Origin of the sequence: Flavobacterium flevense (genome assembly GCF_900142775.1) — a bacterium.
In the GTDB taxonomy this organism is placed as follows: domain Bacteria; phylum Bacteroidota; class Bacteroidia; order Flavobacteriales; family Flavobacteriaceae; genus Flavobacterium; species Flavobacterium flevense.
The window spans coordinates 681884-699517 of sequence record NZ_FRCC01000001.1 but is presented as its reverse complement, the minus strand read 5'-3'; the positions used below and the strand labels follow the sequence as shown (position 1 = coordinate 699517).

Below are 17634 nucleotides of genomic sequence, written 5' to 3'. Positions count from 1 at the left end.
GGTGTAATTATCAAAAACGTCAATTCGAGTGTTTTTTGCGTAATGAAATGGAGTAAAAAATGTATCGAGAATCGTTTTTGATAATAATTTTTCTTGTTCTCGATACAATCCCGTCCGAAAACGGGATTACTCGAACTGACGAAAAATTATCATCAAAAATTAATTACACATTAGATAAAAAAGCATCCAGCCATTTTGATTTTGATTTAAAAACTTCTTTAAGAACTATAGCTAATCTGATACCTCCTTTTTGTAACTGTTTTTGAACTATTGGAAAATTATGGTACATGTATTCATAACCCAGTTTTTCCTCCGTCTGAACTCCATCATACACGGATAAAGCTAATTGTCTGGACTCATATACCCAGTCCAGTAAAGTTCCATTTTCCATTTCTTTAATTTGAGCGTCAGCTAATTCTATATTATTATCCGCGAGTTCAGAGTAGCTCATTTGGTAGTCATCAATCATATCAGAATCCCAAACCCGATGGAGGTTAGAATTTTGTCCAAACCATTTTACAGGAATCGAATTACCGCCTTTATCTGCAGTGTTTCCCACGTGTAGAGGCATGTGTAAATCACCCATAAAATGAATTAACATTTTTAAAGCAAATGCTTTTTCTTCTTTTGTCGTTGTCTTGGATCGAATGTTGAGTATGCAGGTTTTAATTCCCTGTAAAATATCCCCTTCAGGATTGATGGCTTCTTCTTTATACTTTTTATTCCCGCTAAAGTTTACATAATGCCAGGAATAATATTGATTGTATTTATCGTCACTTTTAATGTCATCTGCAAAGACAGAAACCGCTGCAACAGAAGTGTTTTCTAATAAGGTATTTATTTTTTTTAGGGTCTTTTTCGGCAAGTAATGAGAGGCAATTTCGCCCACGGTTCGGTGACCTGTTTTTCCCCAATCAGGACTGGAATAAACCGTGAAACTCATACTGATGATTACCAAAAAAAATATCTTTTTCATGCTGTTTATTTGTTTTTATAATAATGTGCTAAGGAATGAAAAATCAAAAAGAAGTAAATTAAGTACTTGTGTCTAAAAGGTTATATTATCGAAAATAAAAAAAGAGCAGGATTGAAAATTAAAGACTATCTGTCTGGATTTCATTTGATTCTGAAAGCTTTTTGTTAACATCGTTAATTTTTACTTAATAATTTGGAGTTGTTTTTATAAAAATACCATAACCCTCACAGCAGTCAGAACTTCTAGTTTTACAACTCAAATTAAACTAAAAGATAATGAAGAAAATTGTACTAGTCGCGGTATTAATCTTAATAAGTATGACTAAGATTTATTCGCAAAGCAAGAAATTAATTTCAGGAAATATTAAAGACGAAAAACAAATTCCTTTAATTGGAGCTTCGATAGTAATTGAAGGAACAAATGAAGGTACAATTACGGATGGTGAAGGAGAATTTCAATTTAATACCAGCAAACAAGAAGGAACAGTAGTGGTGTCAATGATTGGGTATGTAACTAAAAAAGTTCCTTTTAACGTAGATGATTCTAATAAAATAGAGATTGTTTTAGAAGATTCGTCTTTAGGATTAGATGAAGTACTGGTGTTTTCTTCAAGAGCGGTAGACCGAAAAACGCCTGTGGCAGTTTCGACAATTAAAAAACAGGATATTGAGTTAAAGTTAGGAAATCAGGAATTTGTTGAGATTTTGAAATCGGTTCCCGGAGTTTATGCCAGTAGAGAGGGTGGAGGATTTGGAGACGGAGAAGTAACCTTAAGAGGATTTAACTCAGAGAATGTAGCGGTATTAATTAATGGAATTCCGGTGAACGACATGGAAGGCGGACGCGTATACTGGTCTAACTGGACCGGATTAGGAAGTGTTACTTCATCCATTCAGGTGCAAAGAGGTTTAGGAGCTTCAAAAGTTGCAGTGCCATCGATAGGAGGAACCATAAATACCATTACTGATAATACCGATGCTGAAGAAGGCGGACAGGTAAGTTACAGTGTAGGAAATAATAATTATCAAAAAGTAGGGGTGAAACTTTCTACAGGAATGCTCAATAATGGGTTTGCTGCAACAGTCTATGCTGATAAAATATCAGGAGATGGTTATGTTGACGGAACACCATTTGAAGGGGTATCTTATTTTGCCAGTATTTCGAAAACGTTTAATGAAAAACACCGATTGGTTTTAACCGGTACCGGTGCTACTCAAAGACACGGACAGCGTTTTGAACGTTTGCCTATCCAGGATTACAGATCCAGCGAAAGAGGTATTAAATTAAATAAAGGCTGGGGATATAAAAACGGTCAGTTATTTGCCCTGAGTGAAAACTTTTTCAACAAACCGTTGATTTCGATGAATCATTACTGGACTATAAATGAGAATAATAAGATTGCGACAGCGGTGTATTATTCTTCCGGAAAAGGAGGAGTGAACTTTGAAGACGGTCCTGATAAAGGAAAACTTACCGGTCCTAATGCTTATCGTTTAGGGCAGTTAGGTCCTGTTGATGTGGATCGCGTGGTTGATGAAAATATTGCTAATGGTGAATCTACTGCAATTATTCAGACTACGGCTAATGATCATATATGGGCTGGTGCTATCAGTACGTGGAATAGTAAAATCAATGAAAATTTTACTTTTATAGGTGGTTTAGATTACCGTTATTATAAAGGGATTCATTATAAGAAAGTAGACGATTTGTTAGGAGGTCAGTTCTACAAAGACAATAGTGATGTGAACAATCCCAATAAAGCAGCTGTAGTAGGTGATAAAATAGGATTTTATAATGATGGGTTTGTTAATTGGTACGGCAGTTTTGCACAATTAGAGTATGATCAGGATAATTTCTCTGCTTTTGTAGCTTTAAATGGTTCTAATACTACCTATAAAAGAGTAGATTATTTTAGAAAATTAGCTACTGATTCAAGCAGAGAAACCGATAACGTAGATTTTTTGGGATACGGAGCTAAAACAGGAGGTAACTACCGTATTGATAATTTCAACAATGTTTTTGTAAATGTGGGGTATTTTGAAAGAGCACCTTATTTTTCAGCAGTCTGGGCAACAAATAATAATGATGAAACCAATAAAGATGCTGAAAATCAAAAAATATTCAGTGTTGAACTAGGTTATGGTTTACGTCTTCCAAAGTTTGCTGCCAATGTAAATTTATACAGAACACTATGGAATGACAGAACCCAAACGGATACCAGAACGGCTTTCAATCCAACGACTAATGCTACGGAAATTGTTTACACTAATATTTTGGGAGTAAATGCCTTGCATCAGGGTGTTGAGGTTGATTTTGAATACCGTCCTACTACTGATTTTACCTTTACCGGAATGCTGTCGTTAGGAGACTGGAGATGGAAAAATGATGTAACTGCTGTTATTACTGATTCTGATCAGAATGTGATCAGCAATTTAAATTTATTTATCAAGGATCTTCCGGTAGGTCGTTCGGCACAAACTACCGCTGCTTTAGGAGCAAGGTATTTTATAACTCCAAGAACAAGTTTGAATGTTGATTACAATTATTATGACAGGTATTATGCCGACTTCAATCCGGGTAATCGTACCAGCGAAGGGATAGATCCATGGAAAGTTCCTAGTTTTCATTTATTTGATGCTTCCCTATTGCACAAATTCAGGATTTTAAATTTAGATGCTAAAATAATTGCCCGAATCAATAATGTATTCAATACAGAATATATTACCAGAGCCAATGATAATGACGGAACAGCTCAGGGAGCAACTGTGTTTTTTGGAGCCGGAAGAACATTTAGTATCAGCTCAATTATTAATTTCTAATACCAACCATTATGAAGAATTTAAAATATTTATTTCTTTCTCTTGCCATAGGATTACTGTCATGTGAAAGCGAATTAGAAAAAACATACGATGAATTAGGAGCTATTCCCAGTCCGGTAAAAACCGACTTAAAATACACCCTTGTTGATGCTGATTATGCAGCAATTGACCCAACATCTAAGACTGATGATTACGAAAAATACAAAGGAATTTCATCTGAAGAAGACGCAATAGCTAAAATCCCGGCTATAATTATAAAAAAATTAGTTCGTGTTGAAGGTGCGATTGCCGTGGTTGATTATAATTTATACCGCCCTGCTGCCACAATAACAGCTACTACGGCTTACACTGTTACTGCCGAAGATTACATTAGTCAGGGAGGAAATGTGGCTCGTTTCGGGAATTTTTCCAATGATGCTGCTGTGGTAACATTTTTGAAATATAAATTTCCTGCAGCGGTCAAAGGAAACGTAATAAAACTGACTTATAAAGCTCAAAATATAGCAGATCCTGTTACTAAAAGCTTTTTATTCAATGATAAATTGGTATGGGAAACTACATTTGCATTAACGGCCACAGATTATACCCTTTTAGGACAATCTTTTCCTAATTTTTCAGATAAATCTATAGCCGAAAAAAGAATTGCGATTTACTTAAAATCTACTGTAAAACCCTTTGCTGAAATGGGAGATATCCAGTCTGTGATCTATGTTTATACGTATGTTGATAGTAACAATGTCCGAAAAAGCGAAGACACTTTGCTGCAATATCAATACGATGGAACAGCGTGGAAAGTTATTCCATTAATAACGCAGCAAACGGTTAATTTTAAATTTAAAAATGGAGTCTGGGTATCTAACAATGTTATTAAATATACGTTTGCTACAGCTGATTATGCTGCAGCTGCTGCAGGTTTAGCTTCAGAAACAACTTTAGTAAATCAAGTGGCTAACTTAACTAGTTTTGGGAATTTCAGCAGGACAGGCGGAACAACCGGCTGGAGTGACGATGCGCTTTTAAAAGCTTTTAATGTTGTTTTAAAGAAAAATTTTCCGGATGCCGAAGTAGATCAGGAATTTTTAGTAACCATCAATGTTTACAAAGGATCAGCAGGTACCGAAAGTTTTACCGTAAAACTGGACAGTTCTAAAGAGTACGTTTATGTAGAAATGTAATCTTTTAAAAACAATAATTTTAAAAAGGTTGTTCGTTTTGTTTAAAACCAAAATGGACAACCCTTTTTATTTCTACAACACAAGCTGTTTTTGTTTTTAGGAATCTTAAAATAAAACGTATTTTTGGTTTTTTAAATCTAAAATCAATCCCGATAGCTATCGGGACGTTAATCTTCAATCAAAATCAAAATGAACTGGGAACAACTGCTATCTTTAAAACGACAAGGCGATACAAGCAAACGATTACGAATTGAGCAAGATGACACCCGATTAGGATTTGAAGTAGATTATGACCGTATTATTTTTTCGGCAGCTTTTAGAAGTTTACAGGATAAAACCCAGGTGATTCCGCTTTCTAAGACTGATTTTGTACACACCAGATTGACCCATAGTTTAGAAGTTTCGGTTGTGGGACGTTCTTTAGGGCGTTTGGTTGGTAAAAAAATCATCGAAAAATATCCGTATTTACAAGATGTTCATGGTTATCATATGAATGATTTTGGAGCTATTGTTGCCGCTGCTTCTTTAGCGCATGACATTGGAAATCCTCCTTTTGGTCACTCGGGAGAGAAAGCTATTGGGGAGTATTTTTCTATTGGAAAAGGAAAAAAATACCAGGAATACCTGAGTCCAAAACAATGGCAGGACTTAATTGATTTTGAAGGAAATGCCAATGGTTTTTCGGTAATGACCTCCAGTCGTCCGGGAATTGAAGGTGGTCTTCGTATTTCTTATGCGACTCTTGGTGCTTTTATGAAATACCCAAAAGAGAGTTTGCCTAAAAAACCTACCCGAAATATTGCTGATAAAAAATATGGTTTCTTTCAGGCTGATGCCGCTTTTTTTAAAGAAGCTGCTCAGGATATGGGTTTGATTCCTAACAAATCCGGAGATGATATTGGTTTTGAAAGGCATCCGCTGGCTTATTTAGTAGAAGCGGCAGATGATATTTGTTATACCATTATTGACTTCGAAGATGGTATTAATTTAGGTTTGGTTTCCGAAGATTTTGCTTTGGAATACCTGATTAAACTAGTGAAAGACAGTATCAATACCTCTAAATATAAAACTTTAGAAACTAAAGAAGACCGGATTAGTTATTTACGGGCATTAGCGATAAGCAGCCTGATAAATGATGCCGTAAAAGTGTTTATTGCTAATGAAGAAGCTATTTTAAAAGGACAATTTCCTTTTGCATTAATGGACAAAAGCAAATACAAAGCACAGATGGATGATATTATCAAAATTAGTATTGCTAATATTTACCAAAGCCGGGAAGTGATTGAAAAAGAATTAGTGGGCTACCAGATTATCCAGACTTTACTGGATAAGTTTATTACCGCTTATGATAATAAATTTAATGGCACAGCTTCTAATTATGATAAGTTAATATTGAAATTATTGCCGGAAAAGCACCATTTAGAAAAAGAAAATCTATATGATCGCTTGTTGCATATTTGTCATTACGTATCCCTGCTTACCGACGGTAATGCATTGGAATTATATGAGACAATTAATGGTACAAAAAAGCGATAAAGGCTTAAAAAGCATACGTAATACCTACTCCTAAAACCTGTTTCAACTGGGTTTTAGGTCCTTCGTTAACCTCAACGCCATCAATTTCTGTTTTGTTTTTGATGTCATCGTCATATAAAATACGGGTGCCTATATTTGCTTTTACATATTGATTTACCACTAAATTTAAAGCTAAATCACAGTCTATATCGACATTTCCAAATTTGTTAATATAGTCGGAATAGAGACTGACATTACTTACAAAAATCACATTTTTTGAAATTTCGCTTTTATAATGATTGGTAATCAATACACCTACTTCATTTTTAGCTCTTCTACCTCTTCTTACAATGTTTCCCTCTTCATCATAAATAGCCTTTTCAACCCCAAAAGATCCTTTGTCAGCTAACTCCTGATCCCATACCAAAGTTGCTTTGTAGGTAAAAGGTGAGGCATAAAAAACAAAATCTTTATTTTTTTTGCTGTACTCAGCTCCTGTTCCTAAAAACATATAAGCCGGGGCAAAAAGTCTGGAAATAGGATTGTCTTTGTTTGGGTATTTATAACCGTTAGTTAACTGCGTATTAAAGTTAAGTTTTCCCGAATGAAACCAGTTGCTTTCCGGATTTTTTCGGTATCCAAAAGTTGAGTTGAATCTAAAAGCATCGTCGGTTTTACGAACTTCAATTCCGTCCTGTTTGTTCATTCCGTATCTGATGCTGAGTTCGTTCACCCATTTGGTATATTTTCTCTCATAGGTTCTGTTGAAATCTCCTTTCAGTAATCCGGAAATAGAGCTGGTTCCCCCCGCACTCCAGTTTACAAATGCAATTTCGGAAATATCAAACCCTAAAATGTTTTTTCCTTTCCAATGAGAATAATGAGGTTCTATTTTTATAACTTCAGGGAGACTAACCATTCTCGCAAAACTATATTTTAATTTGGGAGGAGATGGTTTTCTGTAAAAATTATCATGTAGTACCGGCTTAAGTATTATTTTTACAGGGATTGAATCAGTAGCAACGGAATCCGCAACAATAGAATTTTTGGTAATGGTATCCCTGGAAATTGTATCTGTAACAACTTGTGAAAAACTACTTGTATTAGTAATAAATAGTAGTAAGAGGATAAGAAGATTTAGGTTTTTTACTTTCATTACTGAATTGGTATTTTAAGTGTGCAAATTTATTATTTTAATAGCTCAAAAAGAGTGATTTTAGAGTTTCAACGCTAATTTCGCAATATTGTTGTAATTGGTTTACAGTTCCTTGTCCAATAAATTCATCCGGAATCCCTACTGTTTTAATAGTAGACTGGTAATTGTTCTGAGCTGCAAACTCCAGAATTCCGCTTCCGAAACCTCCAATAACTGTGCCATCTTCAACTGTAATAATGAATTTGAAATTTTGAAATATTTCGTGTAATAATTTCTCGTCTAAAGGTTTAACAAATGCAAAATCATAATGAGCAATATGTTCCGGATTTTCAATTTCGTCCAGTGCAGTTATCACATTATTGCCGATGGTTCCGCTGGATAGAACGGCTACTTTGCTTCCGTTTTTAATACAAGATGCCTTTCCGGTTTCTATTTTTTGATAATGACCAAAATGTTCTTTTTTCCAGTCCTGAATCACACCGCGACCTCTGGGATAACGAATGGCTATAGGGTGTTCCAGTCCGGACTGAGCCGTGTAAAGGATGTTTTGTAATGCTATTTCGTTAATAGGAGCATAAATAATAAGATTAGGAATACAGCGTAAATAAGCAATGTCAAATACACCATGATGTGTGGCTCCGTCTTCACCCACTAATCCTGCTCTGTCCAGACAAAATACCACGGGTAAATTTTGCAAAGCGACATCATGAATGACCTGATCATAAGCTCTTTGTAAAAAAGTAGAATAGATATTGCAGTAAACAATCATTCCCTGTGTGGCCATTCCGGCGGCTAAGGTTACTGCGTGTTGCTCAGCAATCCCAACATCAAAAGCGCGTTCAGGTAAAGCATCCATCATAAATTTCAGCGAACTTCCCGAAGGCATAGCAGGAGTGATCCCGATTATTTTTTTATTTTTTTGTGCCAAATCCAAAATGGTTAAACCAAAAACGTCCTGGTATTTTGGCGGAAGATTTTCTTCAAATTTTGGGATAATTTCTCCTGTTAGGGCATCAAATTTTCCGGGAGCATGGTATTTTACCTGATCTTGTTCTGCCTGATGCAGTCCTTTCCCCTTGGTAGTAATTACATGAAGAAATTTAGGACCTTTTATTTTTTGTAAACGCTTTAATTCTTTGGTAACTGCAAAAATATCATTGCCGTCAATTGGTCCCGAATAATTAAAATTCAGGGATTTTATCATATTGTTTTGTCGGGGATTCTTTCCTTCTTTTACAGCCGTAAGATAGTTTTTTAAGGCACCCACACTCGGGTCAATCCCGATAGCATTGTCATTCAGAATCACTAATAGGTTAGCATTTGTCACTCCGGCATGATTCAATCCTTCAAAAGCCATTCCTGAGGCTATCGAAGCATCACCAATTACCGCAATGTGTTGTTTTTCGAAATCGCCGTTCAAATTAGATGCAATCGCCATTCCTAGTGCTGCCGAAATAGAAGTCGAGGAGTGGCCTACGCCAAAGGCATCATAAATACTTTCACTTCTTTTTGGAAAGCCCGAAATCCCGTTTAACTGGCGGTTAGTATGAAAATTTTCTCTTCGGCCCGTTAGGATTTTATGTCCGTATGCCTGATGACCTACATCCCAGATTAAAGCATCTTCGGGCGTGTTAAACACATAATGCAAAGCGATCGTTAATTCGATTACTCCTAAACTGGCACCCAAATGCCCTTCTTTTACCGAAACAATATCGATTATAAAAGCACGTAATTCCTGTGCTAATTGAGGAAGTTGAGCTTCGTCAAGTTGGCGTAAATCAGCTGGCGTATGGATGTGTTCGAGTAAATTACTTTTCATTAGAAATTCAAAAAAAGCAAATTTACGGTTTTAAATTTAAATCTGTTTTTTTTAAGTTTTAGCCACGAATTCACAAATAATAATAAAATTTTGATATTATTTTGATGACACAAATTTTAAATATAATTGTGATTCGTGTGCATGTTTGGTTATAAATTGTAATTAATTGATGAATCCGTGTCAAATTTTTTTAACAGAGTAGTTATGTGAAAGTAAAATGAGTCGATTATTATTGCTAATCACCTCAAAAAATGACTATATTTGAGGTGATTAACATAATTATTCACCTCATGCAATACAATTGGCAAAATCTAAATTGGGAAAAATTCAAATTTGATGATTCTGTTATAGATTCATTATGTATAGATTTTGCCTTAGAAACAGGGGAATTAAAAGGTCTTGTTGATTCTTTACCAACAGAAGTTCAGCAGGAAACTATTTTGCAGTTTATGATTTCAGAGGCTGTCAAAACTTCAGAAATTGAAGGAGAATTTTTTAGCCGAGAAGATGTGATGTCTTCGATTAAGAAAAATTTAGGTATTGGAGATGCTGTGGGGCAAATTAGAGACAAAAAAGCTCAGGGAATTGGAAAGTTGATGGTAACAGTTCGAAATTCTTATTCTGAAAAGTTGACGGAATTTATAATAAAGGAATGGCATGCAATTCTTATGGAGTATTCAAAACGGGTTAATCCCGGTGAGTATAGAAGTGGTGTGGAGCCTATGCAAATTGTTTCGGGATCTTTTGGTAAAGAAATTATCCATTTTGAAGCACCGCCATCCACCCAGGTTCCTGCCGAAATGCAGAAGTTTATCAATTGGTACAATGATTTTGAAGTAAAACCAACGGATATTAAAAGAGCATTGATTAAAACTTCCATTTCGCATTTGTATTTTGAAAGTATTCATCCTTTTGAAGATGGAAATGGCAGAATTGGCAGAACAATTGCTAAAAAATGTCTTTCAGAATCCTTAAATCGCCCTGTTTTGATGAGCATTTCAAGCACCATTGAACAAAACAAAAAACAATATTATGAATCCTTAAAACAAGCCCAAAAAACACTTGACATCACCCACTGGATTCTATATTTTTCTACATTAATTTTAGAATCTCAGAAAAATGCCAAACAAATTGTGCTTTTTACGTTAAACAAAACAAAGTTTATAGACCGTTTTAAAAAGCAAATGAATGATAGACAAAGTAAGGCTGTTTTAAAAATGTTTGAAAGTGGAATTTCCGGTTTTCAAGGTGGTATGACAGTTCTAAAATATGTTTCTATCAACAAAACCTCCAGAGCAACTGCCACAAGAGATTTACAGGATCTGACTATAAAAAATATTTTAATTCCTAAAGGAGAGGGTAGAAATCGAAGTTATGATTTGAATTTACTTTCCTAGTTGGGATATCCATTTTAAACTCTCGAAAATTATTTCAAAATCGTACTTTTGCTGTATGGAAAATATTTTCACCGACGAGTATTTTATGAAAAAGGCGCTGCAGGAAGCCGAAATGGCTTTTGATAAAGGCGAAATCCCTGTAGGTGCCATTATCGTAGTCAATAACACCATCATTGCCCGAAGTCATAATTTAACCGAAATGCTGCATGATGTTACAGCTCATGCCGAAATGCAATCCATCACGGCGGCAGCAAATTTTCTGGGAGGGAAATATTTAAAAGATTGTACTTTGTATGTGACTTTAGAGCCTTGCCAGATGTGTGCCGGTGCTTTGTATTGGAGCCAAATTACTAAAATTGTTTTTGGAGCACGAGACGAACAACGCGGTTTTATGGTTATGGGAACAAAGTTGCATCCCAAAACCGCTGTAGTTTCGGGAGTTATGGCTAATGAAGCTGCCGATTTGATGAAACGATTTTTTATTTCGAGGAGAAAATAATTTTGTAAACTATTACAATATTCCTCTGGCTTTAATTTCAAGGTATTTATTAATGCTGTCTAATGTCAGGTTTTCAGGTTGCGTTAAAACCGAATGAATTCCGTATTTTTTGAGTTCATTTACAATAAGTTTTTTTTCGAAAATAAATTTTTCAGCAATGACCTTATCATAAACCTGCTGGATCGTTTCTGCTTTTTTAGTCGTAATCTGGTTTAATTCGGTATTTTGAAAAAAAACAACTACCAGTAAATGGCTTTTTGCAATTCCTTTTAAATAAGGTAACTGGCGGTGTAAGCTGTCTAAAGTTTCAAAATTAGTATATAAAATAATCAGACTTCGCTGGTTGATGTTTTTCTTGATATCAGCATACAATCTGGAATAATCACTTTCAAAATAATCGGTTTTTATTTTATACAAATTTTCCAGAATCTTTTGCATTTGCAACGTTCTTTTTTCTGAAACTACGCGGTTTTCTACTTTTTTAGAAAAAGAAAACATACCCGCCTTGTCTTGTTTTTTCAGAATCACATTCGACATTACTAAAGTGGCATTTATAGCATAATCAAGCAAACTCATTCCGTTAAAAGGCATTTTCATAGTTCGCCCTTTATCAATTGCCATGTAAATATTTTGGGATTTTTCGTCCTGAAACTGGTTTACCATTAAGCTGTTTTTCTTAGCCGTAGCTTTCCAGTTCAGGGTTCTGATATCATCACCGGGAACATATTCTTTAATTTGTTCAAACTCCATAGTATGTCCCAGGCGTCTTATTTTTTTAACACCATACTGAAACAAATTATTAGAAAAAGCAATTAAATCATATTTCCTTAACTGGATGTAAGAAGGATATACAGGAACCATTGCATCTTTATTGAAAATATAGCGCTTAGAAATCAATTTTAAAGGGGATGAAATGTAGATGTTTAAATTCCCAAAATGGTATTCGCCGCGTTCTGTGGGTCTGAGATAATATTGAAAATCATCAATGGAAGCACTTTTTATTTTTCGTTTAATTTCAAAGTTTCTAATTTGAAACTGAAAAGGAATTTCATCTATTACTTTAGCATACACACTAAAAGCATAGAAATTTTTAATACTAATGATTATCGGGTTTTCATCACCATTAGATAATTTTTCCGGAGTTATTCTTTGTGCTTCTATCCCGTTTTTGGTCAGAAACAAAATGATAAAATCCAAAACAAAAAAACACAGTAAAGCAAGCAAAATATACCAGGCAGCCTGATATAAAGCAGGAAAAATAAACGCCATACAAAATATTCCTATGATGCCTGCCAGCAAATAGAAAAACAGAAGGTTAATATAAAATTGTTTAAAATAGTTCAATATTTATAGCGCTTTATGGTTTGTAAAATAGTTTTTTTCGAAATTTATTTATCTGGGGATTTCAATACTTTCTAATATTTGTTTAATGATTTCGATACTTGTTAATCCTTCCATTTCGCGTTCAGGAGTTACAATTACACGATGTTGTAATACAGGAATTGCTGCTTCTTTAATATCTTCCGGAGTAACAAAATCCCGTCCTCTAATTGCTGCAAAACCTTTAGCAGCATTAAGAATCGCAATAGAAGCCCGTGGGGAAGCCCCTAAATATAAAAATGCATTTTCGCGGGTATTCACCACAATTTTAGCAATATATTCGATGAGGTTTGCATCTACCAATACTTGTTTTACTAAGGCCTGGTAGGTATTGATTTCACTGCCTGAAATAATGGAAGCAATAGCATCTAATTTTCCGTGATTTTGAAGAGAATGCTCTCTTTGTAAAATGGTGATTTCTTCATCCAGTACAGGGTAATCAATGTTAATTTTAAACAGAAAACGGTCTAATTGTGCTTCGGGTAAACGATAAGTTCCTTCCTGTTCTATTGGGTTTTGTGTCGCTAAAACAATAAATGGCGTTTCAAGTATATAGGTTGTCCCATCCATTGTAATCTGGCGTTCTTCCATCACTTCAAAAAGAGCAGCCTGGGTTTTTGCCGGAGCACGATTGATTTCGTCAATTAAAATCAGGTTAGAAAAAACAGGTCCTTTTTTAAACTCAAATTCTGATTTTTTTAAATCATATACGGATGTTCCTAAGATATCCGATGGCATCAAATCCGGTGTAAACTGGATGCGGCTGAATCCTATTGACAGTGTTTTTGACAGGATTTTGGCAGTTATTGTTTTAGCAACTCCGGGAACGCCTTCGATTAAAACATGACCATTAGATAAAATAGCAACCAGCAGCTGATCAATCATTTTATGCTGACCCACAATTACGGTTTCTAATTCTTTTTTTATTTTTTCGATGCTTTCGCTTAATGCTCTTAAATCTAATCGGGATTCAAAGGTTACATTTTCTGAATCGGGAAGGCTGTTTTCTGTATTTTCCATTAGCTGATAATTTTTTCTATTGCATTATTAATTTCAATTAAATCTTCTTCAACACATAAGTAATAAGGCCCATTTATACGTTTGATTAACCACACCAGCTCTTTTATGTCCTGAATGTTTTTGCCTGTTTTTAGTTGTAATTTTTTTTCGAAATTTTCGTCTAAAACGGTCGTGTCAATTAAATATTCGTTCCTTATTTTTTCAAAAAAATAAATAATTTTTTTGTTGATAATATTTTGGTGATCGCCTTCCTGATAATATAAATTACCAATTGTTTTTGTAAAATCGACTGTGGTGTTTGCCAAGGGTTTCAGGATGGGAACAATACGCTGTTTTCTTTTAGCATTAAAAATAATAAAAAGCAGCATGCCTGAAAGAAATAGTAACCACGCCCATTTTAAAGCCGGCTGACTCAACACATAGCGTAAAGGCGAGTCAGAAGCAATTTCGCCATTCTGATCTTTTACTAACCAGAAAAGATTGCCTTCAGGAATATAAGAAAGGATTTTTTCGGTATATTCAAAATGATTGTCTTTTAATAAATGATAATTCGTAAAGCTGGCAGGCTGTGTGTGCAGGTAAAAATAGCCCTCTTTATAAGGTACTTTTATAAAATTGATTTCTTTTTTATTGTCTTTTCCCTGATAGCCTAAAACGGTTGTTGTCAAGGTGTCTATTTCTGAAAAATAAATGTTGCCGGCTCCAATATTTAAATTGTATTTTTCTAAACCTAAATTTTTATTAGCCATCCATACATTTACCGTGTCAGATAATCGTAGACGGGAGTCAATGCTAAAATTTAAACTGTCCATTAGTATTTCAGGAAAATCTTTACAGCTTATAAAAGCGGTATTGCCATCGCCTACAAAATAAAAAAGTTCTTTATCTGACTTGCTGTCTAAATTGTATTTTTCGGAAACCAAAAAGATAGTTCCACTGTAATCATACTCAACATCAACTAAAGCATTTTCACTGTTAAAGAATTCGTACAGCGTTTTTATTACTTTTTGAATTTCATTTTCTTTAAATAAACCGCTGGATTCTTTGTCAAGGACGTACAATCCAAAAGGGTCTTTTTTAGTTAAATCATAAGATGGAAACCAGTTTACAGGTTTGGGTTTAACAGCGTCAATATAAATGATACCTGCTAAAAACAAGATAAAAAAAACAATATATATTTTAATAGTATTGTTCATTTATGAGATAGATTGTAATGTTTTTTCAAATGTTTTTTGTGCTTTTTCAAAAGTGTTTTCGTCCAGATCAAATTCGCCGTACCAAATATAATTGTACAAATAAGATACATAACCAAAGTCATTCCGGATGCTTTCGTTTTTTATTTCGTATAAATAATCTGAATTTGTTTTTTCAGGATTCCACTCGATTACATTTTTTTCCGACATTTTTTTGAGTAACCATAAATAATAATATCGGATAGCTAAACGTTTTTCTCCGGATTTCAGCGTGTCTTTTATTAACTTTTCAAAATCTATATTTTTTAAATTTAGCTCTATGTCATCGTATTTCATGATTTTTTGAGAGGTTGATTTCCCAAAAATCCATTGCCCTTCTTTATTCAGAATGAGTTTTACAATGCTGTAAATTACATAAATGACGATCAGTATTGCAATGCCTTTCAGACTTAAGTTGACGTATTTTTCTGAAACTTCCATGTTAGAAAGTCCAAAAATCTTTCTAAACCAAAATGAAAGCCAATCTAAAAAGCGATCCCAGATTCCTTTTTCTGCAATTTTTACATCATAAATAAAATCAGCTGACTGATAGCTTTTTTTAAAATTGGGATCAAATTTCAGTGGTTTAATAATGCTGTTGTCCACTATGATTTCTTTTTGAACAGAAGACATAATGCTGCTTTTGGCTACAGCCAAAGAATCCTGCGATTGGGAAGAAACGCCTGTTAAAAGCAGAAAAAATAAGATTAGTTTATTCACTGTCAGTACCTATCAAGTCTATAGTATGGTTTACAGAACTGTTCTCTTCTGTCTCTTTCTGGCTGTAATAAATTAACCCCTGATTGACAATAATTAAATTGCTGAGAATATAATTGGCAACAAGAGAAATGACCATTACTACTGTCATCAACATAGGCAGTGCCGAAAGTTTTTCGGGATTGGTCGGGCCGGATTGAGGTGAAAATTCAGTAAACATATTTGCCATCCCAAACAGGTAAGGAATGGTGGTAAAAATGGTCATTACAATCTGAATAATAATTATCATAATTATTGTTGAACCCACATTTGTCCAGAACTGTTGTTTTAGGTATTTAAAACCTATAGAGAGAGAAGGGAATAATCTGTCATTTGAATTTAAATAATGGAAAAAGCTAATGTTTACCCAGCACAGGGCAGCCGGAGCTGTGATAAAAAACAAAGGGATTCCTATAATTATGAAAAACAAAAGCATGTTGATCCCAAAAATGATAACGATTATGGGAGTTATTATAAATACTAATGCGATAAAGAATTTAAAAATTTTAAAAGATTTCTGTTTTAAACTATGGAGTATTTCTGAAGGTACGATATCATCAGTATTTTTTTTATCAAATAAATCAAAATAAATTACCGGAAACGCATATTGTAAAACGGAAATAAAGAAAAATAAAACCATAACGAGTATCGCTAAAAGTACTACAGATCCCATATTTTCATTAATCATATTTCCTACTGGATTGGTATTTAATCCAGGGGCGTTTATATTAGAAAACAGCGATTGAAAGTAAAACTGAAAACCAAAAAATACTATTGCAATTAATAGCAACAGCAAGGCACCGTTTATAATGAAGTAGTTTTTAAAAAAGCTTTTTCCATGCATTTTAAAAAACAGAAAAGTATCATTAATATAGGTGCTAAATGAACGGTTTTTGTGAAGTTGAAACATCATTTAGATTTATTTTTTTGTTAATAATAAACGGATATATCAAATAATAGAATGCAATAACAGAAAGTGTGAAAAGAATAATAAAGATACTCAGCCAGATAGGCATTTCTATAGAATATCTGGTGATAAAACCTTCCAGAAATCCTGCTGCAATGGTGAAAGGAATCGTGCTTAGAAAAATTTTCAAACTGTTTTTGAAGCCCATTTTAAAGGAATTCATTCGGGAAAAAGTTTTTGGAAATAAAATAGACGCTCCTAATATAAAGCCGCATGCTGCTTCTACCACCATCCCGAAAATTTCCATTGAACCATGAATCCAGATACCGCGAACACTTTCCCAAAAAACACCCTGCTGGTGAAAAAAATATTGAAAAGCACCCAGCATGATTGAGTTTTGCAATAAAATTTTAAAGGTTCCAATTCCTAAAAAAACACCATATATAAAACAACGGGTGCCCACATATAAATTGTTGAGTGTGATGCCAATAAAGCTGCCCACATTCCCGCCTGATTTATAAACGGCCATGGGGTTCCCATTTTTAATGTTTTCCAAAGTCATATTTACATAATGATCACCAAGAATGAGCCGGACAAAATCCTGATCATATTTAGCAGAAACAACTCCAATACTCAGGCAACAAAAAAACAACAGGAAAGCATAACCCAAATATCTTTTGTACTGATAGACTAACAGCGGTACTTCGGTTGAAAAGAAATGGATAAAGCGATTTTTATCTTCTCTTTTTGTTTTGTAAATCTTTTGATATATTTGAGAAGCTAAATAATTCAGGTAAACGACCGTTTTACTTTTTGGGTAATACGTTTGAGCATAAGATAAATCATTCACTAAATGAATGTACAAGCTTGCCATTTCATCAGGATTTTTCTTAGATTTACCAAAAATTGCCTGTTCAAATTCAAGCCATTTTTCTTTGTTTTGTTTTATGAATGCAACTTCTCTCATTGAGGCTAAAATAATA

General features: G+C 34.2%; 14 protein-coding genes. 5 read left to right on the top strand and 9 right to left on the bottom strand.

Translation table 11 applies throughout. The features are described 5' to 3' along the window. Positions 1-163 precede the first annotated feature (163 nt). Entirely contained in the window at positions 164-976 is an 813-nt protein-coding gene (locus BUB89_RS03090) for a S1/P1 nuclease (RefSeq protein ID WP_073241737.1), read from the bottom strand. A gap of 275 nt (positions 977-1251) precedes the next feature. Here BUB89_RS03090 and BUB89_RS03085 point away from each other — a divergent pair, with 275 nt between their 5' ends. From BUB89_RS03085 to BUB89_RS03075, 3 genes are all read left to right on the top strand, one after another. After that, positions 1252-3795 carry a TonB-dependent receptor gene (locus BUB89_RS03085; RefSeq protein ID WP_073241734.1) on the top strand — a complete coding sequence of 848 codons (2544 nt, stop codon included), beginning with the start codon at positions 1252-1254 and terminating at the stop codon, positions 3793-3795. Positions 3796-3806: 11 nt separating this feature from the next. Continuing rightward, positions 3807-4970: a hypothetical protein gene (locus BUB89_RS03080; RefSeq protein ID WP_073241731.1), complete on the top strand. Its 1164-nt coding sequence runs from the start codon at positions 3807-3809 to the stop codon at positions 4968-4970. A 189-nt stretch (positions 4971-5159) separates the two neighbouring features. After that, complete coding sequence (locus tag BUB89_RS03075) at positions 5160-6506, top strand: deoxyguanosinetriphosphate triphosphohydrolase (RefSeq protein ID WP_073241729.1); 1347 nt, start codon at positions 5160-5162, stop codon at positions 6504-6506. A 4-nt stretch (positions 6507-6510) separates the two neighbouring features. On the opposite strand, the gene BUB89_RS03070 is transcribed toward BUB89_RS03075, so the two are convergent. Both BUB89_RS03070 and BUB89_RS03065 read right to left on the bottom strand, forming a co-directional pair. After that, on the bottom strand, positions 6511-7641 hold the full coding sequence (locus tag BUB89_RS03070) for a DUF3078 domain-containing protein (RefSeq protein WP_234982509.1): 1131 nt from the start codon (positions 7639-7641) through the stop codon (positions 6511-6513). A 37-nt stretch (positions 7642-7678) separates the two neighbouring features. Beyond that, the gene (locus BUB89_RS03065) at positions 7679-9460 is read right to left on the bottom strand and encodes a 1-deoxy-D-xylulose-5-phosphate synthase (RefSeq protein ID WP_073241727.1); all 1782 of its coding nucleotides are present in this window, start codon (positions 9458-9460) and stop codon (positions 7679-7681) included. 251 nt (positions 9461-9711) lie between these two features. Here BUB89_RS03065 and BUB89_RS03060 point away from each other — a divergent pair, with 251 nt between their 5' ends. Together BUB89_RS03060 and BUB89_RS03055 are read left to right on the top strand one after the other, a co-directional pair. Further along, on the top strand, positions 9712-10857 hold the full coding sequence (locus BUB89_RS03060) for a Fic family protein (protein ID WP_234982508.1): 1146 nt from the start codon (positions 9712-9714) through the stop codon (positions 10855-10857). Positions 10858-10912: 55 nt separating this feature from the next. Next, on the top strand, positions 10913-11356 hold the full coding sequence (locus tag BUB89_RS03055) for a nucleoside deaminase (RefSeq protein WP_073241723.1): 444 nt from the start codon (positions 10913-10915) through the stop codon (positions 11354-11356). Between the two features lie 12 nt (positions 11357-11368). On the opposite strand, the gene BUB89_RS03050 is transcribed toward BUB89_RS03055, so the two are convergent. From BUB89_RS03050 to BUB89_RS03025, 6 genes are all read right to left on the bottom strand, one after another. Beyond that, entirely contained in the window at positions 11369-12625 is a 1257-nt protein-coding gene (locus BUB89_RS03050) for a DUF58 domain-containing protein (RefSeq protein ID WP_083552434.1), read from the bottom strand. A 123-nt stretch (positions 12626-12748) separates the two neighbouring features. Next, complete coding sequence (locus tag BUB89_RS03045) at positions 12749-13756, bottom strand: AAA family ATPase (RefSeq protein ID WP_073241719.1); 1008 nt, start codon at positions 13754-13756, stop codon at positions 12749-12751. Further along, positions 13756-14952 carry a DUF4350 domain-containing protein gene (locus BUB89_RS03040; protein ID WP_073241717.1) on the bottom strand — a complete coding sequence of 399 codons (1197 nt, stop codon included), beginning with the start codon at positions 14950-14952 and terminating at the stop codon, positions 13756-13758. The genes BUB89_RS03045 and BUB89_RS03040 overlap by 1 nt, the downstream gene beginning before the upstream one ends. Further along, positions 14953-15708, bottom strand: coding sequence for a hypothetical protein (locus tag BUB89_RS03035; RefSeq protein WP_073241715.1), 756 nt, complete (start codon positions 15706-15708; stop codon positions 14953-14955). Further along, positions 15701-16657, bottom strand: coding sequence for a hypothetical protein (locus tag BUB89_RS03030; protein ID WP_141384425.1), 957 nt, complete (start codon positions 16655-16657; stop codon positions 15701-15703). The genes BUB89_RS03035 and BUB89_RS03030 overlap by 8 nt, the downstream gene beginning before the upstream one ends. Further along, entirely contained in the window at positions 16623-17618 is a 996-nt protein-coding gene (locus BUB89_RS03025; protein WP_073241710.1) for a stage II sporulation protein M, read from the bottom strand. The genes BUB89_RS03030 and BUB89_RS03025 overlap by 35 nt, the downstream gene beginning before the upstream one ends. Positions 17619-17634 lie beyond the last annotated feature (16 nt).

What these genes read in the sequence shown, in the direction of transcription:
- BUB89_RS03065 (WP_073241727.1), bottom strand. Translation starts at nt 9,460, where the DNA reads ATGAAAAGTAATTTACTCGAACACATCCATACGCCAGCTGATTTACGC.
- BUB89_RS03090 (WP_073241737.1), bottom strand. Translation starts at nt 976, where the DNA reads ATGAAAAAGATATTTTTTTTGGTAATCATCAGTATGAGTTTCACGGTT.
- BUB89_RS03025 (WP_073241710.1), bottom strand. Translation starts at nt 17,618, where the DNA reads ATGAGAGAAGTTGCATTCATAAAACAAAACAAAGAAAAATGGCTTGAA.
- BUB89_RS03080 (WP_073241731.1), top strand. Translation starts at nt 3,807, where the DNA reads ATGAAGAATTTAAAATATTTATTTCTTTCTCTTGCCATAGGATTACTG.
- BUB89_RS03085 (WP_073241734.1), top strand. Translation starts at nt 1,252, where the DNA reads ATGAAGAAAATTGTACTAGTCGCGGTATTAATCTTAATAAGTATGACT.
- BUB89_RS03075 (WP_073241729.1), top strand. Translation starts at nt 5,160, where the DNA reads ATGAACTGGGAACAACTGCTATCTTTAAAACGACAAGGCGATACAAGC.
- BUB89_RS03040 (WP_073241717.1), bottom strand. Translation starts at nt 14,952, where the DNA reads ATGAACAATACTATTAAAATATATATTGTTTTTTTTATCTTGTTTTTA.
- BUB89_RS03050 (WP_083552434.1), bottom strand. Translation starts at nt 12,625, where the DNA reads ATGGCGTTTATTTTTCCTGCTTTATATCAGGCTGCCTGGTATATTTTG.
- BUB89_RS03070 (WP_234982509.1), bottom strand. Translation starts at nt 7,641, where the DNA reads ATGAAAGTAAAAAACCTAAATCTTCTTATCCTCTTACTACTATTTATT.
- BUB89_RS03045 (WP_073241719.1), bottom strand. Translation starts at nt 13,756, where the DNA reads ATGGAAAATACAGAAAACAGCCTTCCCGATTCAGAAAATGTAACCTTT.
- BUB89_RS03060 (WP_234982508.1), top strand. Translation starts at nt 9,712, where the DNA reads ATGACTATATTTGAGGTGATTAACATAATTATTCACCTCATGCAATAC.
- BUB89_RS03055 (WP_073241723.1), top strand. Translation starts at nt 10,913, where the DNA reads ATGGAAAATATTTTCACCGACGAGTATTTTATGAAAAAGGCGCTGCAG.
- BUB89_RS03030 (WP_141384425.1), bottom strand. Translation starts at nt 16,657, where the DNA reads ATGATGTTTCAACTTCACAAAAACCGTTCATTTAGCACCTATATTAAT.